Annotated in this window: 20 protein-coding genes; all 20 read right to left on the reverse strand. The window is 64.3% G+C overall.

What is annotated here, in order from left to right:
* Positions 1-91 precede the first annotated feature (91 nt).
* Complete coding sequence (flaF, locus tag E8K79_RS12185; RefSeq protein ID WP_136514982.1) at positions 92-481, reverse strand: flagellar biosynthesis regulator FlaF; 390 nt, start codon at positions 479-481, stop codon at positions 92-94.
* Positions 471-860 (reverse strand): flagellar biosynthesis repressor FlbT, encoded by a 390-nt coding sequence (locus E8K79_RS12190; protein WP_136514983.1) that lies wholly within the window; start codon positions 858-860, stop codon positions 471-473. Before E8K79_RS12190 ends, flaF begins: the two co-directional genes overlap by 11 nt.
* Before the next feature lie 5 nt (positions 861-865).
* Positions 866-1615, reverse strand: coding sequence for a hypothetical protein (locus E8K79_RS12195; protein ID WP_136514984.1), 750 nt, complete (start codon positions 1613-1615; stop codon positions 866-868).
* A gap of 59 nt (positions 1616-1674) precedes the next feature.
* Positions 1675-2493: a flagellin N-terminal helical domain-containing protein gene (locus E8K79_RS12200; protein WP_136514985.1), complete on the reverse strand. Its 819-nt coding sequence runs from the start codon at positions 2491-2493 to the stop codon at positions 1675-1677.
* Positions 2494-2701: 208 nt separating this feature from the next.
* A complete protein-coding gene (locus E8K79_RS12205) occupies positions 2702-5659 on the reverse strand; it encodes a tetratricopeptide repeat protein (protein WP_136514986.1) in 2958 nt (985 codons plus the stop codon).
* Complete coding sequence (locus E8K79_RS12210; RefSeq protein ID WP_136514987.1) at positions 5656-10002, reverse strand: tetratricopeptide repeat protein; 4347 nt, start codon at positions 10000-10002, stop codon at positions 5656-5658. Before E8K79_RS12210 ends, E8K79_RS12205 begins: the two co-directional genes overlap by 4 nt.
* A gap of 4 nt (positions 10003-10006) precedes the next feature.
* Entirely contained in the window at positions 10007-11059 is a 1053-nt protein-coding gene (locus tag E8K79_RS12215) for a glycosyltransferase family 4 protein (protein ID WP_136514988.1), read from the reverse strand.
* A 262-nt stretch (positions 11060-11321) separates the two neighbouring features.
* Positions 11322-12083 carry an OmpA/MotB family protein gene (locus E8K79_RS12220; protein WP_136514989.1) on the reverse strand — a complete coding sequence of 254 codons (762 nt, stop codon included), beginning with the start codon at positions 12081-12083 and terminating at the stop codon, positions 11322-11324.
* On the reverse strand, positions 12084-12848 hold the full coding sequence (locus E8K79_RS12225; protein ID WP_135869280.1) for a flagellar motor protein: 765 nt from the start codon (positions 12846-12848) through the stop codon (positions 12084-12086).
* A gap of 41 nt (positions 12849-12889) precedes the next feature.
* Entirely contained in the window at positions 12890-13147 is a 258-nt protein-coding gene (locus E8K79_RS12230) for a flagellar FlbD family protein (protein ID WP_136514990.1), read from the reverse strand.
* 166 nt (positions 13148-13313) lie between these two features.
* Positions 13314-14234 (reverse strand): flagellar hook-associated protein FlgL, encoded by a 921-nt coding sequence (gene flgL / locus E8K79_RS12235; RefSeq protein WP_136514991.1) that lies wholly within the window; start codon positions 14232-14234, stop codon positions 13314-13316.
* Between the two features lie 9 nt (positions 14235-14243).
* Positions 14244-15689: a flagellar hook-associated protein FlgK gene (gene flgK, locus E8K79_RS12240; protein WP_136514992.1), complete on the reverse strand. Its 1446-nt coding sequence runs from the start codon at positions 15687-15689 to the stop codon at positions 14244-14246.
* A 1-nt stretch (position 15690) separates the two neighbouring features.
* Positions 15691-16191: a flagellar protein FlgN gene (locus E8K79_RS12245; protein WP_136514993.1), complete on the reverse strand. Its 501-nt coding sequence runs from the start codon at positions 16189-16191 to the stop codon at positions 15691-15693.
* 10 nt (positions 16192-16201) lie between these two features.
* On the reverse strand, positions 16202-16507 hold the full coding sequence (flgM, locus tag E8K79_RS12250) for a flagellar biosynthesis anti-sigma factor FlgM (protein ID WP_136514994.1): 306 nt from the start codon (positions 16505-16507) through the stop codon (positions 16202-16204).
* Positions 16497-16838: a rod-binding protein gene (locus E8K79_RS12255; RefSeq protein WP_136514995.1), complete on the reverse strand. Its 342-nt coding sequence runs from the start codon at positions 16836-16838 to the stop codon at positions 16497-16499. The genes flgM and E8K79_RS12255 overlap by 11 nt, the downstream gene beginning before the upstream one ends.
* Positions 16839-16847: 9 nt before the next feature.
* On the reverse strand, positions 16848-17948 hold the full coding sequence (locus E8K79_RS12260; protein WP_136515547.1) for a flagellar basal body P-ring protein FlgI: 1101 nt from the start codon (positions 17946-17948) through the stop codon (positions 16848-16850).
* An 83-nt stretch (positions 17949-18031) separates the two neighbouring features.
* Complete coding sequence (locus tag E8K79_RS12265; protein WP_136514996.1) at positions 18032-18733, reverse strand: flagellar basal body L-ring protein FlgH; 702 nt, start codon at positions 18731-18733, stop codon at positions 18032-18034.
* Positions 18733-19452, reverse strand: coding sequence for a flagellar basal body P-ring formation chaperone FlgA (flgA, locus tag E8K79_RS12270; protein WP_136514997.1), 720 nt, complete (start codon positions 19450-19452; stop codon positions 18733-18735). Before flgA ends, E8K79_RS12265 begins: the two co-directional genes overlap by 1 nt.
* A gap of 6 nt (positions 19453-19458) precedes the next feature.
* Positions 19459-20247 carry a flagellar basal-body rod protein FlgG gene (gene flgG / locus E8K79_RS12275; RefSeq protein WP_135869271.1) on the reverse strand — a complete coding sequence of 263 codons (789 nt, stop codon included), beginning with the start codon at positions 20245-20247 and terminating at the stop codon, positions 19459-19461.
* 168 nt (positions 20248-20415) lie between these two features.
* Complete coding sequence (gene flgF, locus E8K79_RS12280) at positions 20416-21147, reverse strand: flagellar basal-body rod protein FlgF (protein WP_135869270.1); 732 nt, start codon at positions 21145-21147, stop codon at positions 20416-20418.
* Positions 21148-21155: the final 8 nt, after the last annotated feature.

Here is a 21155-nt window from a genome sequence, read left to right on the forward strand (position 1 = left end):
GTGAAAAGGGGTTCAGGCGGGAGCGATGCGAGGCCCCTCGCAGGGGAGAAAGGAACCTCGTCCTTCCTCCCCCCGAAGCGCAGCCGTGCAGCTAACCTTCGGTCGCGGGAGTGGTCCTCAGGCCGGCGGCGATGTTGAAGTTGATGTCGACGACGATGGAGAGTTTGTCCGGGGTTGGGTAGGCCATCACCTCGAACAACCTCTTGTCCACAAACAGGCTCAGGTTGAGGATATCTTCCCTCAGCTTTTTAGGCATCGGGTGGTTCGGCTCGGTGAGCTCGGCCTGAAAGAAACTCCAGACCTTCTGGTTGTACTTAATCGCCTCGAGCATCTTCGCCTCGCGGTCCGGGGCATCCCAGTTATCCTGGACGGCCTTCAGCATCAGCCCAGCCTTGGTCAGCACGGAGGCCTCGAGTTCGCGTCCCGACATGCTCTCCTTCTGGATACCGACGTACTCCTTGATCGCGTTGTTAGTTTGCATTTTTCAGTAGCTCCTCTTCGTACTCGATGAGATTCTTCGCAATTTTGAGGGCCTGGTAGTAGCTGCCAGCCTCGATCCGTTCGTTCAACTGCTCGATGAGTGGCTGCGTGCTCGGCGCCGCCTTCAGTATCTCGCCGGCCAGTTCCGCATACGTTTTTACGTAGGACGGAACGTTCGGCTCGTCGATGTACATGAGCTGGATGGTGAAATAGACGCGCCTGCAGGGCGTGGTGATGTCCTTCTCGCCCAGGATGTCCTTTTCGCGCAGGATGGGAACCGTGTTCTCGATGAACAAGACGGTACCCTTGCCGCCATTTCTGACCACTGCGCCGCCCACAATCAGCCGTTCGTTGCTCTTCAGAGTGATTTTCAGGGACATGTCGGTTAGCTCAACCCTTTCAGGAATTGAGGGCGTTGTAGCGTCACCCCCTGAGTAACCGAATCTGCAAATTGCTGGCCAACCTCGACACTTTTTTGCGCGGCACCTGCGTCAGAGACGATCGGAACGAAATCCAAGGATTCCGACCCCTTAGGCGCAGAGAACATGTCCGCAAAGCGCCCGTCGCGTAAAAGAGACGCGGTGCCGGCGGCGATATCGCCGCGCATCGCCTGCAGCGAACTGGCCGCTGCGTCAAGTTTGTCCACGTGGTCAGCAATTTGACTGTCGTCCGCATTCATGGAGAGCGGCTCGGGAAGCTCCGTCAGCTTGCGAGCCTCGACGACAGCAGGTGGCGGAGGGATGGTGAGCTGGTCGATCTCTTTACGGATCGCGTTGTAGGTTCTCAGCAGCTTTACCCTTTCCTTGTCTTGCGGTGCGAAGGGAGGGAAATTCTTCACTATCGTTGCGAGAGGTTCCTTCAGCTTGTCAATCCCTTGACCCAGCTCCCGCGCCGCCTGGTCCGTCTTATGGATAGCGGCCGCCGCGGAGTTTTTCCGTTCGTTTTCCCTGATGATGTCGCCGATACGGGGGTCGCTTTGCTCGGAAACGAGCACCTGGTCGGCGATTACTGGGTCAGACGGCTTTTGTTTTTCGGTCTGGGGAGTCTGGGCGTAGCTGGAGGGTGAAGTGGGTGAGGCGGGAAGAGAAGCGGAAGCGAGTGGAACGCTCTCTGGTTGCAGCCGGTCGATTAACATATGCTACCCCCGGTGAAGAGGGATTGCGGAGCGGGTTTCCCCGCTCCGCAAAGCTAGGGTTAGAACAGCCTGAGGACGGCCTGAGCTGCCTGGGAAGACATCGAGAGCGAGGTGGTGCCCAAGCTCTGACGGGTCTGCAGCATCAGCATGTTGGCGCCTTCCTGGTTCATATCCGCCAGGGTCAGGTTGTCAGCACCGGTCTGCAGGGTATTGATCATCGAGTCCGTGAAGTTCTGACGGATGGTGATGACGTTCAGGTTCGCAGCCAGGGTCTGGGTGTTGGTCCTGAGGGTCGAGATCGCGGTATCCATCTTCGCCGTGTCGGTAGTGATGTTGGCGTTGGTCTGCCAGTTGCTGGAGACGCCGCCGAGGCTCAAGCCGGTGGAGTTGGCGAGGAAGCCCACAACGTTGAGGCTGGAACTTGCGTTCTCGTTGAAGTTAACGGTCAGGGTGTTGGTGGAGCTCAGCAGGTTGAGGCCGCGGTACCCGGAGTCCGAAGAGATGTTGTCGATCTGGGACTGGATGGTGCTGTACTGTGCCCCCAAGGTGGACCTGGTCGTGGTGTCGCTGGTGGAGAGGGCGGATTGTGCGATACCTTTTGCCGCGTTGATCAGGCCGGTGATGGCGGTGATGCCGGCGTTGGCTGCGGAAACGGTCTGTACCGCTTCTGCCATACCGTCCTTACGGTCGGCGAGGTCGCTGGCGCGCTGGGTCGCGTTCTGAGCCGCGAAGTAGTTGGTCGGGTTGTCGAGCGCGCTGTTGACCTGCTTGCCGGAGGAAAGCCTTTCCTGGGTCCTGTTCAGCAGCTTGCTGGTCTGTTGGAGGTTAAGAAGGTTGGTCCTCATGCCTGCGGTGAGAGAGATGTCGCTGGTGCTCATGGTGTTTCTCCTTTTCTGGGTTTTTACCGGCATTCTTGCCGGCTTGTGAAACCTGGTTGATGGTTGTTTTCCGACGAGGTCTGATTTCCGGGGCATCCTGCCCTGCGGCGAAACTCGCCGGCGCGTCCTGCGCTTTTGTAAGAAATATCGACACTCGTAGGCGGGAACTTTAACGAAAAATCGCCCCGTTGCGATTATTTTTGTCAAATTATCGACGTCTCAGTTTTTCCTCCAAAGCCGCGCGGATACGGCGCAGCACCCCCTGCCAGTCGCCCGGACGCTCCTGCCGGAAGATGCGCATGGACGGGTACCAGGGGGAGTCGTCCCGGTCGGCGAACCAACGCCAATCGCAGGAGTAAGGGAGCATGAGCCATACCGGCGCCCCCATCCCCCCCGCCAGGTGGGCCGCCGCAGTGTCGACGGTTACCAGGATGTCGAGGCCGGCGACGATCGCCGCGCTGTCGTCGAAGTCCGCGATCCGGGGCGAGAGGTCGGCGGCAGGGAGCACCGCCGGGTCGGGCGCCTCGCCAAGCTGCAGCGAGTAGAAGGTCACCCCCACCATATCGGCGAGAAGGGCAAACTCCTTAAAGGGGCAGGCGCGGTTTCTCGGCAGGGGACCGCCGCGCCAGACGAGGCCGACCCTGAGGCGCCCCTCATCTTCGAGGACGAGGTCCCAGAGCGCCGCGCGCCGGGGGTGCGGGATGAGATAGGGGCGCCACGGCGGCATCGTCTCGAGCGTGGTGCCGAAGAGGTGGGGGAGGCTCGCAAGCTGCGCCTGGAGGTCGCAGACAGGGATCGCCTCACCCTTGGCGCAGACGGCGCTCACCCCAGGAACACGGGCGATAAGCGGCTTAAGAGATGGAAGCTGGCAGCGCACCACCACCCTCCCCCCACGCTCCGCCACGAGCGGGGCGTAGCGCACGAACTGGAGCGTATCGCCAAGCCCCTGCTCGCACTGCAATAGGATGGTGAGCCCGCGAAGCTCCTCGCCGCGCCAGACGGGGAGCGAAAGCTCGGGATCTTTCCCCGCGAGGCGCCACTCGTACTCGCGCCAGCCACGTTCGAATGCACCTGTGGAGAGGAGGCTAAGCGCCAGGTTCCAGTGCCCTTCCGGATGTCCCGGCACCATGGCGAGGAGCTCCTCGTAGGTGGCGATGGCATCGTGGGGCTGCATCAGGTCCTGGTAGGCGGTCCCAAGGTTGATGCGTGCCTCCAGATAATGGGGGTCCCGGGCGATCGCCTCGCGGTACAGTGCAACCGCCTGCCCCGGCTCCTCGAGGACCTGGAGGCAAGAGCCCAGATTCACGTAGGCGGGAAGGTATCCCGGGTTAAGCTCCAGGGCGCGCCGAAACAGCGGGAGGGCGGCCTGGTGCGCGTCGCGCAGCACAAATAGCGCCCCGAGGTTGTTGTAGGCATCGGCAAGCCCGGGGTTCAGTTCCAGGGCGCGCCGATAGCTCGCCTCCGCCTCGGCGCCGGCCCCCTGGTCCTGCAGAGCGAGCCCCAGGTTGTTGTGCACCTCGGCCAGGTCGGGGCACCGAGCAAGCAGCGCGCGGTAGGCGCGCACGGCGCCGTCGAGGTTGCCTGCACCCCGCAGGCGGTTCGCCTCCTGGAAGATGAGGTTCGGGTCGAGATCCGGACGGGGGGCGAGCAAAAGCTGTTCGGTCAGCGCTGCAAGCACCGCCCCCCACTCCCCCGGTGCCTCCTGCCGATAGAGGGTCACGCTCGGGTACCAGGGTGAGTCGGCGCGTCCGACGAGCCAGCGCCAGTCGCAGGAGAAGGGGAGCATGAGGTGCACGGGTTTACCCATCGCCGCAGCCAGATGCGCTACCGCCGTGTCCACCGAAACTACGGCATCGAGCTGGTCGATGAGGGCGGCGGTGTCGGCGAAGTCCTTCAGGTCGGCGCTATAATCGCGCAGCGCCCCGCAGGAGCAAAGCAGGGCGAGGTCTTCGGGAGAGGCGCCCAACTGCAGGTTGTAGAGCGTCACCCCCGGGATGCGGGCGAGCGGGAGGAGCTCCCGCACCTGCAGCGACCGGAAACGGTCGTTTTTGTAGCCGGCGCTCCCGGCCCACACGAGGCCGATCCTGAACCCCTCCTCGGGCGCGATCCTGTCGCGCCAGGATGCGACGCGCTCCCGGTCCGCTGAGATGGGAGGGGACTGCGCTGGGATGCTCGAAAGCGTCGTCCCCATGAGATGCGGCAGGCTCATCAGATAGCACCAGGTGTCAAAGCGTGGGGGTTCGTCACCCGCGGCGACGAGAGTGATGCCGTCACCTTGTGCGGCGAAGAGCGGCAGGAGCTCGCGGCGGCACTCGAGCAGTACCCGCTCGCCGCGCCGGGCGAGGAGCTGGGCGTAGCGGAAGAACTGGATGGCGTCGCCGAACCCCTGCTCGGCGCGCACCAGGAGGATGCGCCCGGCAAGCGGTGAGCCGTCCCACCCTCCTTCGGCCAGTCCGGCGCGCGGGTCCTTCAGGCGCCATTCATACTCGCGCCACCCCTCGGGGTAGTCGCCGGTAACCAGGAGGACGAGGGCCAGATTCCAGTGTGCATCCACGTTTTGCGGATCGATAGAAAGCGCCGCGCGCTGCGCGTCGATCGCCTCCTCGAAGCGGTTCAGCGCGAGGAGCGCGCCCCCCAGGTTCACCCATCCCTTCACGTGGCCCGGTTGCAGCTCCACGACCTTGCGATAGCACTGCACCGCCCCCTCCCACTCCGCCTTGCGGCGCAGGGCGTGCCCCAGGTGATAGTAGGCATCGACGTAGTTCGAATCGAGCGCTATGGCGTCACAGTAACGCTCAACCGCCTCGTCGATGTGGCCAAGCTTCAGGAGTGCGTTGCCCAGGTTCCCCTGCGCCTCCGGGTACTCCGGGCGCAACCCGAGCGCGCGCCGGTACGATGCGGCCGCCTCATCCGGTCGCCCCATCTCCTCCAGGATCACCCCCAGGTTGTTATGCGCCTCGGGTAGGCCCGGAGCGAGCAAGGCGGCGCGGGAGAAGAGCTCGCAGGCTTCCCCCAGGTCCCCCCGCTGTCGGGCGAGGGCGCCGGAGAGGGTTAAAAGCTCGACGTTGTTGGGCTCCTCACGCAAAAGCGCGGCGCAAAGTTCGCCCGCACGCTCGACGCGGTTTTCCGACAGCGCCTGGTTCAATTCGGTAAAACGGTCGGTCACCGAACGCCCTCCTTATCGCCTTTACCGGTGAAGGTTGCCAGCTCACGCGCCACCTGCTCGAGCACCTCCCCCCAGTCGCTGCGCCGCCTCTGCCGGAAAAGGCGCGCCGTCGGGTACCAGGGTGAGTCCTCCCGCTCCATGAGCCAGCGCCAGTCGCAGGCCAAGGGTAAAAGCACCCAGACCGGCACCCCCATTCCCCCCGCCAGGTGCGCCACCGCGGTATCGGCGGAGATGACCAGGTCGAGTTGGGACACGATGGCGGCGGTGTCGGCGAAGCTTTTGATGGCGCCTCCGAGGTCGGCAATCTCCATCCCCGGCGGCGGGTGGGCCGCTTGTTCGGCGCCGTCCCCCACCTGTAGCGCGCAAAGGCTCAAGCCGGAAACTGTGGCGAGCGGCGCGAAGAGCTGCAGCGACAGCGAGCGCTTCAGGTCGTCCTTGTAGCTCTTCCTCCCTGCCCAGACAAGCCCGACGCGGAAGCCGCCGTCCGGGATGCGGGGACGCCAGCGCTCGACGAGGAGCGGATCCGCGAAGAGGTAGGGTATGTGCGCCGGCACCGTGGCGAGCTCGGTGCCACACAGGAAAGGAAGGCTCATGAGCGAGGCGTGGCAGTCGAAGCGGGGTAAGGGGTCTTCGCGCAGGAGCACCCGCTCCACACCGGGGACGGTGGCAAGCACCGCCGCGATTGGCGCCCCCTGGCACTGCACCAGCACGCGCCCCCCCTGTGCCGCGAGAAGCGGCGCGTAGCGCACGAACTGGAAGGTGTCCCCGAAGCCCTGCTCGGCATGAAGCAGTATGGTCCGCCCCGCAAGGGGGGAGCCGTCCCACGCGGGTGCCGGGAACTCTAGGCGCGGGATGGGATCGACCTTCTCAAAGCGTGCCTCGTAGCCCAGCCACCCTTCGCGGTAGCGCCCGAGCTGCAGTTCGACCAGAGAGAGGTTCCAGCGGGCATCGGCGTAGGAGGGATCGAGCTCCAGCACCCTGTGGTAACAAGCGATAGCCTCATCCACGCAGCCAAGGGCGCGGCTCGCCGAGCCTAAGTTGTTGAGGGCGTGCAGATAATCGGGGTCGCGGGAGAGCGCGGTGCGGTAGCATTCCACGGCCTCCTCCAGGCGTCCCTGGACCTGCAGGGTGATACCGAGCGCGTTCCATGAGGGGAGATAACCGGGGTCACCCGCCAGGATGGCGCGGAAGGTCTCCTCGGCGCGCTCCAAAGCCCCCGTCTCGTGGTACAGCTCACCCAGGTTGTGTCGGGCAGCGAGGTAATCCGGGGCCGCCGCGATCGCCCTTTTGAGTGCGTGCAGCGCCTCTTCTAGCTTCCCTTGCGCCTTCAGGGCAAGCGCTAGGTTGTGCCAGGCCTGGGGCAACGCCGGGTCGAGGGCGAGGGCGCGCTGGTAGCAGTCGATCGCCTCGCCGTTACGCCCGAGCGTGTAGAGGCTGTTCCCCATGTTGTAGTGGGATGCGATGAACTCCGGGGCGAGCCGAATCGCCTCCCGATAACGTTCAACCGCCTCCTCCGGCCTCCCCGCCTCGTCGAGCGCGCACCCTTCGTTGTTGAGGAGCTCCGCTTGGGAGCTTTGGGCGGCCGTCGCTTTGGGGAGGTGGACAGTGGGAGCCTCGGGACCGGTTCCCGCCGCGAGCGCGGCTAGCTCCGCACGTAAGCGCGAGAGTACCCCATCCCAGTCGCCGGCCCGCTCCTGCCGGAAGAGACGCATGGTCGGGTACCAGGGGGAGTCCTCACGGCCGACCATCCAACGCCAGTCGGGTACGAAGGGGACCAGGAGCCAGACCGGGACGCCGAGCGCGCCGGCCAGGTGGGCGACAGAGGTGTCGACGGAGATGACGAGGTCAAGTAGGCTCAAAAGCGCTGCGGTGTCGGCATAGTCACGGATGGCCGGGGTGAGGTCGGTCACCTGAAGAGGGAGGTCCCCGTCCCCCCCCACCTGCAAGGAATAGAAGCTCACGCGGGAAAGAGCGGCGAGTGCTGCGAGCGCAGACGATGGGAGCGAGCGGTTCAGGTCGTTATTGTGGGCCGGGTTGCCGCGCCAGACGAGGCCGACCCTGAGCGTCCCGTCCTCCCGGACCAGGGAGCGGCAGTGCTCAAGGCGTACCGGGTCCACCTGCAGGTAAGGCACCCAATTCGGGATGTTGCCGAGCTTAGTGCCGAAGATGCCTGGGAGGTCCATGAGCGAGGCCTGCAGGTCGAAGGGTGGCAGTTCGTCACCGCAGGCAAAGGCTCCCGCCACCCCGGCCACGCCGCGAGCGATCTCGACGAGCGCTGGTGACTGCACCTCGACGAGCACACGTCCGCCGTGCCCGGCGGCAAGCGGCGCGTAGCGCAGAAACTGCAGCGTGTCCCCCGCCCCCTGCTCGCCCCACAAAAGAATGGTCCGTCCAGCAAGGGGAGCACCGTCCCAGGCAAGAACATCCTCGAAGCGCCGCACCGGCGCGCCGCTGCTTTTTTTGAAGCGCCAGGGGAACTCGCGCCACCCGTCGGCGAGGTCGCCGCACAGGAGCAGAAGCACCGCCAGGTTCCAGTGGGCATCGCCATGCTCCGGGGCGCGGCGCACCATCTCCCGTAACTCTTCCAGCGCCTCCTCAAAGCGACCCAGCTCCTTGCACGCGGTGGCGAGGTTGTAGCGTGCCTTCACGAGGGAGGGATCGAGGCGCAGCGCCTCCCGGTAGCTCTCCGCGGCGCCCAAGAGATCTCCCACCATCTGCCGCGCGATCCCTATGGCCTCGTGCAGCAGGGGGACTTCCTTCCCGAAGTTAAGAGCCGCCTCCAACGCCTCGCGCGTCTCGGTCATCCTCCCCATCTGTTGCAGCGCACTGGCAAGGGCGTAATGCGGCTCCCAGCGCCCGGGCAGAAGCTCGGCCGCCTTGGTGAGGCGCACCGTTGCCTCGCGCGGCTTTCCGGTAGCGGCGAGAAGGGCGCCGCAGAAGTAGTGGGCGGTCCCGTCGAGTGGACGCCTGGCGAGGCCCATTTCCCAGAAGGAGAGCGCCGCGTCGCCAAGCGCCGCGCGCACCCTTTGCACCACTTCGCCCCACTCACCCTGGCGCTTCTGTCGGAAAAGACGCATGGTCGGGTACCACGGAGAGTCCTCGCGCGCCACGAGCCAGCGGTAGTCCCCGGCCATCGGGAGGAGAAGCCAGACCGGTTTGGCGAGTGCCCCAGCCAGGTGTGCCACAGAGGTGTCGACGGAGATGACGAGGTCAAGCCCGGCGATGAGCGCGGCGGTGTCCCCGAAGTCGCGGATGCCTGCAGTCAAGTCGACGAGCCCCGGGCACTCATGGGCTTTTGCCCCCTCATCCCCCACCTGCAGGGAGTAGAGCGTCACCCCGGGAACCTCAATCAGGGGGGTGAGGTCTGCAATGGGGCAGCTGCGGAAGGGGTCGGGAAGTGGCTTGCCCGCCCAGACGAGCCCGACCTTGAAGCCTGGATCCCCTGCGAGCTTTTGGCGCCAGTGTACGAGCCGATCCTGAGGGGGGGCGAGGTAAGGGACACGGTCCGGAACGGTATCAAGCTCGGTGCCGAAGAGGTGGGGGAGCGAGAGAAGCGGCGCCTCGAGGTCAAAGGGGGGAAGCTCCGCCCCCATAACGCAGACCTCGCTCACGCCGGGGATGGTCTCCATGAGGGGTATGAGGGCGGCGGACTGGCACTCGGCGATGACGACGCCACCACGCTGCGCCACCATGGGGAGATAACGAGCGAACTGGATTGTGTCACCGTACCCCTGTTCGCCATGCACCAGGATCCGCTTTCCATGGAGCGGTGCACCGTCCCAGGCGGGTGCGTCGAAAGCACGCGTGGGGGAGGTGAAGCTGTCGCGCTTCCAGCGCCACTGGTACTCGGACCACCCCTCTTTGAAGGCGCCGGCAAGCAGCAGGGCGAGGGCCAGATTCCAGTGCGCGTCGGCGTCGTCTGGGTGGCGCCGCACCAGATTGCGGAAACAGGCGAGCGCACCTGCGAGGTCGCCCGAGCGCTGCAGGGCTCCACCAAGCGCGATGGTAACCTCCGGCGCGTCCGGCATCCGTTGAAGCGCCAGGCGGAATTGCCCCGCCGCATCGGCGAAGCGCCCAAGCCTAAAGAGGGTCGAACCCATGTTGTTCAGGGCGATCGGGTCTCCTTCCCGAGCAGCGAGCGCTAAGCGGTACTCCTGAAGCGCCTCTTCCGGGCGACCCGTTTCGTCGAGGATCACGCCCAGGTTGATGCGCGCGTCCACGGCGAGCGCCCCTCCTGCGGCGATAAGCGGGCGATAGATCTCCTCCGCCTCGGCCAGGCGGCCGGCGCGCTGCAGTTCCATGGCGCGAGCGAAGTCCCTTGCGGGGTCGGTAGCACCGGCCATGGGATCAGGCCCCCTGCATGCGGGCGAGCTCGGCGCGGTTGGCGAGCTTGGTCGCGATGTAGTGGAACTGGCGCGCGGCGCCGTCCCAGGTAAGCCGCTTCATGTCCTCTGCCGCCAGCACCCCCTTCCCGGGTAGCTCGCTTCGGTTGCGGTAGACCCGCTCTAGCGTCTCAATTACCTCTTCCAGGACCGGTTCTTCCCACACCGCGCTCTGCACGCCGCCATTCCCCACCACCATCGGAAGGTAACGGGTGAGGGGATAGGCAATGAAAGGGTTGATCACGTCGGCATGACCTGATGAATCCGAGGCGATGACGCTCCGGCCACACGCCATGTATTCGCACATCACCATGTTGTTCCCACCCTCGCAGCGGTTCGGGAAAAGCCCGACGTGGCTTTCGGCGAAGAGACGGCGCATCATCCTGTTGTCCACCAGGGGGTGCACCAGGGTGCGCGCAGGATCGAGGCCGTTCTCGAGGGCGCAGCGCCCCGGCAGGTTGAGGAAATCAACCTCGTCGTGACGGTAGTTGATCAGTCGCGATGCCGCCATGGTAGCAAGAGAAAAGGGCCACTGGTTGGTCCAACTGCAGGAAAGGTAGACGTCGGGGTGCCGCTGCATCATGACCTTCATGGCCGCGATGACGATGTCCTGTCCCTTTCTCAGTTCGAACTTGCCGCCGGAGAAGACGACGAAGCGGTCATCAGGGGGGAAGGGCACCGGGAAGAAGTGTTCCGGGTCGACCCCCTGGAGAATAGTGCAGCAGTTCTTCACGCCGCCGATCCTCAGCTGGTACTCGCACCATTTGGAGCCAGCGACGATGTAGTCCCACCGCCTAGCCGCCTCGCGCGTGAAGTTCAGGATCTCAATGCTGTCCTCGAAGAAGCAGTAGCCGATGTTGATGGCGTTCCAGTCCTCCGGCGTGCGGGGAGCCAGAGACCTCGACATGCAGTGCAGTGTGACCCCGGGGACCGGGGGGAGCTTGGCGATTTCTCGTTCCAGGTAGGTTCCGGCAACTCCCCAGCCGTGCATGGAGCCGCTGGGCATCGATACTTTCATGAATGGACCTCTCGGTGGTGATAGGACTGCCACAAGACGGCAGCAACTACCGTACCAGAGGGCGCGGCACAAGGGTAAGAGTCTGAAAATGCAGGTTTAATTCCAAGAGCGGGAACGCGGGTCATTTCTTTGACAGTGGAAGTCAAGGGTGGCGCCGCCAGTCGGACCAGTCGGACGGGGGTAGAGGATGGCGGATGGGGGTAGAGGATGGCGGAGGGGGGTAGAGGATGGCGGAGGGGGCGGTTTGCTGGACGCAGGGGGGCTACGGTTCGTTGCGTTCGCTTTGCTCGTTGAGAAGGACAATGTCGACGCGGCGGTTCTTAGCCCGCCCGTCTTCATCGCTGTTTTCGGCTACCGGGCGGTACTCACCATACCCCGCGGCGGATATGTTGGCGGGATCGAAATCCTCCTGCTTCACCAGGTAGCGCAGCACGTTGGTGGCGCGCGCCGTGGAAAGCTCCCAGTTCGACGGGAAAGCGGCGGAACTGATGGGAACGTTGTCGGTGTGCCCCTCGACCCGCACACCGTTGGAATAACTGGCGAGCGAGGCAACCACGTCGTTTAAGAGGGCGTAGGAACCGGACTTCAGGGTGGCACTCCCGGAATCGAAGAATCCCGCCTCCTTGAGACTCACTACGAGCCCGCGCTGGGTCACCGACACGGAGACCTTGTTCTGCGCCCCCACCTTCATCAGATAGGCCTCGATCGAGGCCTTGGTGGCCCGGAAATCCTGCTCGCTGCCGCGGCTCTTGCCGCGCTTGGGGGCCTGGGTCATCTTGTGCATCGAGGGGATAACGCTCATGGAGCCGGTGTCGATCACGGTCGGCTTTGCGCCGGCACTGGTGGTGCTGTAACCGAAGGATTCCCGCATCGAGGCGAGCACCTCTTCCGCCTTTTTCTTGTCGGTCTGGCTCATGGCGTAGAGCGTCACGAACACCGCGAAGAGCAGGGTGATGAAGTCGGCATAGGAAACGAGCCACCGCTCGTGGTTCGGTTCCTTTTCGTGTTCCTTCTTCTTAGCCATCTACTTCCCCTTCTTCTCGGGCCCCTCGTGCAGGTAGGCCCTGAGCTTCTGCTCGATGAAGTGGGGGTTCTCACCGTTTTGGATGGCGATGAGCCCCTCGATGACCATCTCTTTCTGCAACAGCTCCTCCTTCAGGCGGATCTTCAGCTTGGTGCCGAAGGGGATGCAGAAGATGTTGGCGGTCATGAGACCGTAGATGGTGGCCACGAAGGCAACGGCGATACCGCCGCCGAGTTTGGAGGGGTCGGAGAGGTTGCTCATGACGTGGATCAAGCCGAGCACGGCGCCGATGATGCCGATGGTCGGGGCGAAGCCCCCCGCCGCCTCGAAGACCTCAGCGCTGTGCTTGCCGTGCGACTCGAAGGAGCCTAGCTCGATCTCCATGGTCTCCCTGAGCTTCTGCGGGTCGATGCCGTCGACGACGAGCGAGATCCCCTTCTTGGTGAAGGAATCCTTCACCGTCTGGGCTTCCTGTTCCAGGGAGATGAGGCCGTTTCTGCGCGCCTTGGCGGCGTAGTTGATGATGTTCTTGATCACACCTTCGGGGTCTTCTTTCGGGGGCATGAAGACCTTCTTCAGGTCCTTCACCGCGGCGAGCAGGATCGGTAGCGGGAAGCTGACGATGGTCGCCGCCGCGGTGCCGCCGAGCACGATGATGGCCGCGGTCGGCTGTATGAGAGCCGACATGTGCAGACCCTCAAGGGCCGCACCGCCGAAGACCGCGAAAAGCCCCAGCGTGATTCCGATTATGGTCGATAAATCCATAGTGGTTCCGGATCAACCTTGCGCTCCCGTCATCCGGGAGGTTAGATCTTGCAGTTCGGGTGGTAGCGCTCCGCGTCCCTTCTGCGCAGGTAGCGGCGGGCAACGCTCGACGAAGCCTGCCGGAACACGTGCGCCTTGAAGGCCACGATCCGGTCGATCACCACTCGTGCCGGTTCCAGCACGAGGTAGCGGTTGCCGTTGGAAAGGGTGATGTGCGTGTCCGGGGTCTCTGTGATGATCTCGATCAGGTCCGGGTTCAGGTACATCTCGGTGCCGTCGCGTGTTGTCACCTTGATCATGCGCTCCCCCACGGGCGAAGTTCCTAATACAGCCGATAGTGTTTTATTCGGACGTGCCGCGGAAAGCTTTAGCGCTAACCGCCGCCACGTCGAAAAAAGGAACGAAAAGGGCCGGGCGAGCCCTCTGCTCGCCCGGCCCATGACGGCGCAGGGGTGCGTCCCACCCCTAGCTCATATAGTCCAGAAGCGAAAGCTGGCTAAGCTTTGCCGTTGCGGAAAGCGCCGCGTTGAAGGCGGTGGTCTGCTGCGACAAAAGCACTCCGGCCTTCGCGTAGTCCACGTTTTGGATGTCGCCGAAGACGGTCTTCAACGTGTTCTGGTTGTTGGTGATCATGTTCTTCATGTTGTCCAGGCGCACGAGCCTTCCCCCCACGTCGGAAAGCGCCACGTTGACCTGGTCCGCCCCCGCCTTCAGGTTCTTAACTCCGTCGAGGATCCCTGCACTGTCCTTGTTGCCGATCGCGGTGATGAGGGCGTCAATGGAGCCCAGGATGTCGATCGGCCCCTGCCCCGCGGTTGCACCGCTCCCAACCGTCGCCGGCGGATTGCCGCCGCGCAAGAGGGCCGCACCGTCCACGGTGGCCCCCACGTAGCTGTTCGGCGCGACCTCGACCTTCAGGATATCGGTGGTGCCGCTGAAGGCGCCCGTGGCGCTGAAAGGCTGGCTGGTCGAGTAGCCGCCAAAGACGTACTGGTTCCCGAGGCTCGTGTTCCCCATGTCGATCAACTGGCTCTTCAACTGGGTGAGGTTGGTGATCGCGCTCGCCGTGCTGGTCGCGTCGAGGGTCCCGGTCACCATGTCACCGGAGATCTTCTTCACCTGCTGCATCAGGTCCGCCATGCTGGAGAGGGCGGTGTTGGAGACGTTCAGCAGGGTCTCGGTCTTCGTGATGTTGGAGCTGTACTGGCTGCCGGCGTCGATCTGTTCCTGCAGGTCGAGCAGTTGCCGCGTCGAGAGCGGATCGTCGCTTGGGCGGTTGATGTTGTAGCCGGAGGCGAGCTGTTCCTGAAGCTGGTCGATGGTGGTGCGCCCCTGCTGCAGGTTGTAGATCGCGTTATCGGCGCTCATGCCGGGCGTGATTCTCATGACGGTCTCCTATCGCACCATGCCGAGGATGGTGTCGAGCATGTCGCTTCCCGCGTTGACCACCTTGGCGGCCCCCTGGAAGGCGCGCTGGTACTTGGTGAGGTTCAGAAGTTCCTCGTCGAGCGAGACCTCCGAGTTCGAAGCGCGCAGGGCGTTCAGCTGTTTCAAAAAGGCGGCGTTCTGCGTAGTCACGTTCTGCACCCCCTCGGTATCCACCCCCACCTGGGAGACCATGGAGTTGTAGAAGTTGCCGAAGGTCGCGTTGCCGGTGCTGAAGGCTAAGCTCGTGCTCGAGAGGTTGGCGAGCTTGAGGGCGTTCACGTTGTTGCCGCTGCTGGTCGGGACCGGATCGCTCGTGGTCGGCAGCGCGGCGGCGATCTTCACCGCGGAGATCCCGGAGGCGAGCCCGATCCCGGCTGCGGTCACCCCGGCGGGGTCAAAGAAGTTGTTGCCGGTTGTCCCGTCCAGGGCGTAACCCGCTGCGTGCAGCGTGTTCACCTGGGTGACCACCTGGTTCGCCATCTCGTCGAGCATGGAGCGGTACTTGGGAACGATGCTGTCCCTGACCTGCATGGTGCCGCCGAGCTTTCCGCCGATCGCTGCGCCGTCACCGACCGTTGCGACGACGGTGTCGGTCCCCGGCGCGTTGGCGGGAGGCGGATTGCCAAGCCCCGAGATCATGATGTCGTTCGCGGCGGGCGTACCGGTCGCGTTGGTGTAGAGGGTGGCGTATTTGGTGCCGGCGACCAACTGGGCGCCCCCGGCCAGGGTGACCGAGGCGGTGCCGTCGTTGCCGATGCTCGACGTGATACCGGTCTGCTCGGAGAGCTTTCTGAGCAGGAGGTCGCGCTGGTCGAAGAGCTCGTTGGCGTTCCCCCCTACCGCGTTGGTGGCGAGGATCTGCTGGTTCACCAGGGAGAGGTTCCTCGCGTTGTCGGTCACCTCGGCGGTGATGCCGACCAGGTTCTGGTCCGCGGTGGAGGCGATAGAGGTGAGGCTCGTGTCGGCCTGGTGGAAGCTGTCCACCATGATCTGGCCCCGGGTCAGCACCGCCTGCCTTTCGGCCGCCCCGGAGGGGTTCACCGAGAGGTCCTGGAAGGCGCCGAATAAGTTGGTCACCGCGGCGCCGAGCCCGTCGGAGGTGAGCGAGTTGAAGCTCGCCTCGATCTGCTCGAGGGACGACTGCTGGGCGAGGCTCTCCTGATAGCCGCTGTTCGCGTTCACAAGCTGCAACTGGAGCATGCTGTCGTAGGAGCGCTGCACCGACGCGACCTCTACCCCGGTCCCGAGCGGGAAGCCGTTCGCCGTGGTGACCGGCTTGTTTTCCATGATCACCCGCTGCCTGGAGTACCCCTCGGTGTTGACGTTGGCGATGTTCTCGCCGGTGACCTCCAGGGCGAGACGCTGCGCCGTAATCCCGGAGGAGGCTATGTCGAAGATGGTGTTGAGGCCCATGCTAGATCTCCTTGCTGACGAATCCGGAGGTGCCGCGTCCGCCGTTCACGAAGGCGCCCGCGACGCCGTACGTGTGGCCGGGGTTGAAGATGCGGTTGAAGAAGTTCACCGAATTCCCCACCACGTTCAGGGAGTCCTCGATGAGGCGCCGGTGCAGGGCAAGCGCCCCCTGCAGTGCGCGTGCGTTGCCGGAAACCGACTGCTGCGCCTCGGTAAGCGCCCGCTTCTGCGCGGCCCCCAGGCGCTCGATGATCGGCGAGAGCGTCTGGTTCCCCGGCATGCCGAGCTCGGCGCCGATCGAGGTGATCATGAGCCGGCACTGCTCCGAGAGCTTCGCCAGGCGCTCCATCCCCGCCGCGATCTCCTGCTGGTTCTCCTCCATCCTAGCGAGGTCCAGCGAGATCATGCAGTTCTCCTCCTCCTTGAGGAGGGCCTGCAGTTGGTCCAGGAGTATCCCCTTCTCGCACAGGGCCGCTATCAGTTCCGCTATGCTGCGATCCATCACTTCCCCCTTAACGCGACTTTCCGTACGCGTCCATCATCTTCTGCGCCAAAACGGAGGGGTCCACGCGGTACCCTCCGTTTTGCAGGTTCTGTTTGGCGAGCGCCACCCGGTCGAGCCTCACGTCCGGCATGGCCGCCACCTCTTCCTTGAGCGTCTGCAGCTCCCTCGCCTTCTGGGAGATCTCAACACGGTCGATGCTGATGACCCGCCCGGCGGGACGGGAGCCTTGGACCGCCTGGGCCTGCTGGTTGTCGTTTCGGACCTGCTGGGAGCGGTTAAGGTCGACTATGTAGGCAGAGCCTTCAATCCGCATCGTGCACCCCCTTAGCCGGAGCCGGTGCGCCGTAAGCGCGAGAGAGTTCCCTCTCTATGGTCTTTGCCAGTCCTATGCCGCCTCCCTGCACCGCGGCATTGGCGTACTCCTGGTCGAGCAGGGAGCGGAAGGTCTCTTCCCCCTTGCCGCCGCCGGTAAGGGTGTCTTTCCCCACCGTTTCCCGCATCGATTTGAGCATCATGGAGACGAACATCGCCTCGAAGTCGCGCGCCACCTTGCGGATCTGCTCGGGGTTTTGCTCCTGCTTCCCCTTTTGCGCCCTCAGGTCTGCGACCGGCAGCGTGTTGTCCGGTATCGACTTAAGCTCCATGCCGCTCTCCTACATCACGCTCAGCTCGGCGTTGAGGGCGCCGGCCGCCTTGATCGCCTGCATGATCCCCAAGAGATCACGCGGGGTGACCCCCAGGGTATTCAAGCCCCGTACCACATCGCCCAGGTTCGCCCCCTCCCTGACGAGGGAGAGGTTCACCTTCTCCTCGGCCACCTTCAGGTCGGTCCTCGGCACCACGACGGTGGTGCCCCCCTTCGACAAGGGTGCGGGCTGGGAGACCTTCGGGGTCTCCTTCACCACGACGGTCAGGTTGCCGTGGGAGACCGCCACCGTCGAGATGCGGACGTTCTCGCCCATGACGATGGTGCCGGTCCGCTCGTTCATGACCACCTTCGCGGTCACGTCGGGGTTCACGTCAAGGCGCTCGAGGTCGGCCACGAACTCGACGACGCGGTTTTGGTAGTCTGCGGGGATCGCGACCTGGACGCTGCCGGGATCGGTGAGCGAGGCCGCCCCCTGGAAGCGACCGTTGATGGCGGAGGCGATGCGGCTTGCCGTGGTGAAATCGGACTGGTGCAGGTTCAGCTTCAGCACCGAACGGTTGGCGAGCACGTTCGGGAGTTCGCGCTCCACGAGGGCCCCTTCTGGGACCGTGCCGGCGGTGGGATGGTTCTTCACCGCGCTGGCCGCCTGGCCGCCGTAGGAGAACGAGTTGGTGAGCACCGGTCCCTGGGCGACCGCGTAGACCTGCCCGTCGGCCCCCTTCAGGGGCGCCATCATGAGCGTGCCGCCGGCGAGGCTTTTCGCGTCACCCATCGAGGAGACCAGCACGTCGAGCCGGTTTCCCTGCTTGGCGAAGGGGGGGAGATCGGCGGTCACCATGACGGCCGCCACGTTTTTCACCGTGATGTCGCCGCGGTTCACCGTGAGCCCCAACCGCTCCAGGGCGCCCACCAGCGACTGCACCGGGAACTTGGTCTGGTCCGAGTCGCCGGAGCCGTTCAGGCCGACCACCAGGCCGTAGCCGATGAGCTGGTTCTGACGCACGCCGTCGAAGGCGGCGATGTCCTTGATGCGCGCCCCGAGGGCGACCCCGGGAAGGAGCAAAAAGACGAGGAGCGCTAAGCAGTATTTTGATAAAAGGTTAATTTTCAAGCGGTTCACCTAACCCTTTTCGGTGCGCCGTGTCGGAAACTTGACACAAAACGTCAATTCCCGCGCACGCCGCCCCCCTAGAACGGCCACACCTTATCCAGCACGTTCATGAGCCACCCCGGTTTCTGCCGGTCCGAGATGACCCCCTTGCCGGAGTAGGAAATCCTGGCATCGGCGATCAGGGCCGAATTCACCGTGTTGTCGGCGCTGATGTCGCGCCCGCGCACCGTGCCGCTCAGCACGATCACCTGGTCCTCGTTGTTCACCTTGACGTTACGCCTCCCCTCGATGAGGAGGTTGCCGTTGGGGATCACGTCGACCACTTTGGCCGAGATGGTCGCCTGCAGGGTCTCCTGGCGCGAGGTGGAGCCCGCGCCGTCGAACTTGGAGCTGTTACTAGCGCTCAGAAGGTTCGCGAGGTCGGCCCAGGACTTGATCGGCGTCTTCTCGAGGCCCAAGAGCTTCGGGATGCCGGCGCTGATCGAGGAGTCACGCGAGGTGCCGGTGGCCGCCTTCTTGCTGGCGCTCGCGTTTTCCGAGATGACCACGGTGACGATGTCGCCGCGCCTTCTCGCCTTCACGTCCTCGGCGAGCCCCGTAGAGGAGGCCTGCCAGAGCGATCCGGAGGCGTAGTTCATCTGCGGCGCCGGGATCTGCTGGTCGAAGCTCGGTGTGGTCACCTCAGCGCTCTCGTGGGCGCACCCGGCAAGCCACAAAAGCGGCAGGCACAGTGCCGCCGCCTTAAATATTTGAGAGCCTGTGCTCTTCTTGCGGTCCATCAGAAATCCACCTTCACCGTGGTCGCGTCAACCACCCGCGCCGCGATCTCCTTCTGCGAGGAGAGGTTCTGCACCGTAATCAGGTCGCCCGGGGCGCCCGGCCCCTTGGCCCGTCCCGTCGCGGTGATGCGCACCACGTCGTTCTCGGCCACGATGGTCACCACCTGACCGCTTTTGACGACGGGCACCTTCTCTAGGTTGTCCTTTCTTACCGGGGCATTGGCCCTCATGGTGCTCTTCACCCTGAGACCTACCGCCTCGTCGATGTTGTTGAAATAACGCCCCTGCACCTGGGCCAGGTCACGCTTTGCGACGGCGAGGTCGGAGAAGGCAAGCACCTCGCCCCGCTCCAGGGTGCGCGATGCTACCACCATGTCGGCCAGCGCCTCGACGTCGACGAGCACAGTCTGGTTCCGCTTCACCTGGTCGTCGACCCGCACCACGAGGGCCACCGAGGCCGTTCCGTACCCTTCCCAGCGCTCCGGGGCCACCACGTCGAAGGTCACCTTTCCGGCGGGGAGCTTCAGGTTCCCCTGGTAGTTGATCTTCTTCACGGTGACCTGGGCGTTCAGCGGGGCGGCTTTCTGCATCAGGTAGTCGGTGATCGCCCCTTTCACCGTCGCCTCGGTGACGAGGTTCACGGGGGCCGGTACAGCGGCGCGGGCGATCCCCGAAATGGGGAGTGCGAGGAGCGCGAGTGCGAACAGGAACGCGCGCATCAGAGGTTACCTCTTGAGTGCTGCGGCCTGCTGCAGCATGTCGTCAGAGGCCTGAATCGCCTTCGAGTTGATCTCGTAGGCGCGCTGGGAGACGATCATGCTCACCATCTCCTCCATGACGCTCACGTTGCTCTGCTCGATGTACCCCTGGTCTAGGGTGCCGAGGCCGTTCTGCCCGGCGGTGCCGGTGGTCGCGTTACCCGAGGAGTCGGTGGGGAGGAAGAGGTTCTTGCCGATGGCGTTCAGGCCCGCGGGGTTGGTGAAGGAAGCGAGCTGGATGGTGCCGACCGTGGTCGCCGCGGTCTGTCCCGCCTGCTGCACCGAGACGGTGCCGTCGTTCCCTATGTTGATGCTGGTGGCGTTACTGGGGATGACGATCTCCGGGACGATCGGCTGTCCGTCCGAGGTGACCACGCGTCCCTGGCCGTCCTTCTTGAGGGAACCGGCGCGGGTATAGGCGGTGGTGCCGTCCGACTGCTGCACCTGGATGAAGCCGTCCCCCTCGATGGCGACGTCAAGTTCGTTGCCGGTGTGGACGATGGTCCCGGTGGTGAAGATCTTGGAGACCGAGCCGGGGCGGACACCGAGGCCAACCTGGATGCCGGTCGGGATGGTGGTGGTGTTGGTGGCCGGTGCGCCGGTGGTCTTCTCGGTCTGGTACATGAGGTCCTGGAAGTCGGCGCGGCTTTTCTTGAAGCCGGTGGTACTGGAGTTGGCCAGGTTGTTGGCCACCACGTCTATGTTCAGCTGCTGAGCCTGCATCCCTGATGCGGCGGTCCAAAGTGCTCTTATCATGATGAATCTCCTTAACGGCTTTAACGGCCGTTCAACGTTCAGCGTTCAACGTTCGACCACTGAACCTTCCTTCCATCCTTATCGTGACTTGTGAGATCTTGCCGCCGTGCTGAAGCGGGGCGAAGCCGTGCCCGCGTCGAACGCTGAACGTCGAACGTTGAACGGGTTTTAGACCTTCCCGAGATCGTTAGCCGCGCGGTTGTTCATGTCGTCGTAGGTCTTCACCGCCTTGGCGCAGATCTCGAAGTAGCGGCTCGCCTCGATGAGACGCGACATCTCCACCACCGCCTTCACGTTGGAGGTCTCCAGGTACCCCTGCTTGACCCCGGCGGTCGAGGCGACGGTCGCGGCCTGCGGGTCGCTCGGCCGGAACAGGCCGTTGCCGAGCTTCTCCATGGCGTAAGGCTTCGGGAAGTCGACCGTGGCGATGGTGCCGACCGTGTCGGCCGTGGTCTGCCCCGGCTGCTGTACCGATACCGTGCCGTCGTCCCCGATCTGGACCTTGCCGCCGTTCACCGTGATGGGACCGCCCGCCCCCTGCACCTCGTAGCCGTCCGCGGTGACGAGCCGCCCCGTCGCGCTGCGGTGGAAACTCCCCTGCCTCGTGTAGGCGGTCCCCTGCGGCGTATTCACCACGAAGAAGCCGTCACCCTCGAGCGCCACGTCGAGCGCGTTGCCGGTCTGCTGCAGGCTACCGGAGGAGAAGTCTGTGGAGTAGCGGTCGTTACTGAAGATCGGCCCGTCTGTCGAATTTTTGACATTGGCGAGGACACTCTCGAACTGGATGCGGTCTGCCTTGAAACCGGTGGTGTTCGCGTTGGCGAGGTTGTTGGAGACCACGTCAAGCCTGCGCTGGGCGGAAAGGTTGCCGGTGAGGGCTGCGTACATGCCGCTGTTCATCTTGTCTC

This window comes from Geomonas edaphica (assembly GCF_004917075.1).
In the GTDB taxonomy this organism is placed as follows: domain Bacteria; phylum Desulfobacterota; class Desulfuromonadia; order Geobacterales; family Geobacteraceae; genus Geomonas; species Geomonas edaphica.

Bases quoted from the DNA above. Each gene is read 5' to 3' on its own strand.
- flaF (WP_136514982.1), bottom strand. From the start codon at position 481: ATGCAAACTAACAACGCGATCAAGGAGTACGTCGGTATCCAGAAGGAG.
- E8K79_RS12190 (WP_136514983.1), bottom strand. From the start codon at position 860: ATGTCCCTGAAAATCACTCTGAAGAGCAACGAACGGCTGATTGTGGGC.
- E8K79_RS12195 (WP_136514984.1), bottom strand. From the start codon at position 1,615: ATGTTAATCGACCGGCTGCAACCAGAGAGCGTTCCACTCGCTTCCGCT.
- E8K79_RS12200 (WP_136514985.1), bottom strand. From the start codon at position 2,493: ATGAGCACCAGCGACATCTCTCTCACCGCAGGCATGAGGACCAACCTT.
- E8K79_RS12210 (WP_136514987.1), bottom strand. From the start codon at position 10,002: ATGGCCGGTGCTACCGACCCCGCAAGGGACTTCGCTCGCGCCATGGAA.
- E8K79_RS12215 (WP_136514988.1), bottom strand. From the start codon at position 11,059: ATGAAAGTATCGATGCCCAGCGGCTCCATGCACGGCTGGGGAGTTGCC.
- E8K79_RS12220 (WP_136514989.1), bottom strand. From the start codon at position 12,083: ATGGCTAAGAAGAAGGAACACGAAAAGGAACCGAACCACGAGCGGTGG.
- E8K79_RS12225 (WP_135869280.1), bottom strand. From the start codon at position 12,848: ATGGATTTATCGACCATAATCGGAATCACGCTGGGGCTTTTCGCGGTC.
- E8K79_RS12230 (WP_136514990.1), bottom strand. From the start codon at position 13,147: ATGATCAAGGTGACAACACGCGACGGCACCGAGATGTACCTGAACCCG.
- flgL (WP_136514991.1), bottom strand. From the start codon at position 14,234: ATGAGAATCACGCCCGGCATGAGCGCCGATAACGCGATCTACAACCTG.
- flgK (WP_136514992.1), bottom strand. From the start codon at position 15,689: ATGGGCCTCAACACCATCTTCGACATAGCCTCCTCCGGGATTACGGCG.
- E8K79_RS12245 (WP_136514993.1), bottom strand. From the start codon at position 16,191: ATGGATCGCAGCATAGCGGAACTGATAGCGGCCCTGTGCGAGAAGGGG.
- flgM (WP_136514994.1), bottom strand. From the start codon at position 16,507: ATGCGGATTGAAGGCTCTGCCTACATAGTCGACCTTAACCGCTCCCAG.
- E8K79_RS12255 (WP_136514995.1), bottom strand. From the start codon at position 16,838: ATGGAGCTTAAGTCGATACCGGACAACACGCTGCCGGTCGCAGACCTG.
- E8K79_RS12265 (WP_136514996.1), bottom strand. From the start codon at position 18,733: ATGGACCGCAAGAAGAGCACAGGCTCTCAAATATTTAAGGCGGCGGCA.
- flgA (WP_136514997.1), bottom strand. From the start codon at position 19,452: ATGCGCGCGTTCCTGTTCGCACTCGCGCTCCTCGCACTCCCCATTTCG.
- flgG (WP_135869271.1), bottom strand. From the start codon at position 20,247: ATGATAAGAGCACTTTGGACCGCCGCATCAGGGATGCAGGCTCAGCAG.
- flgF (WP_135869270.1), bottom strand. From the start codon at position 21,147: ATGAACAGCGGCATGTACGCAGCCCTCACCGGCAACCTTTCCGCCCAG.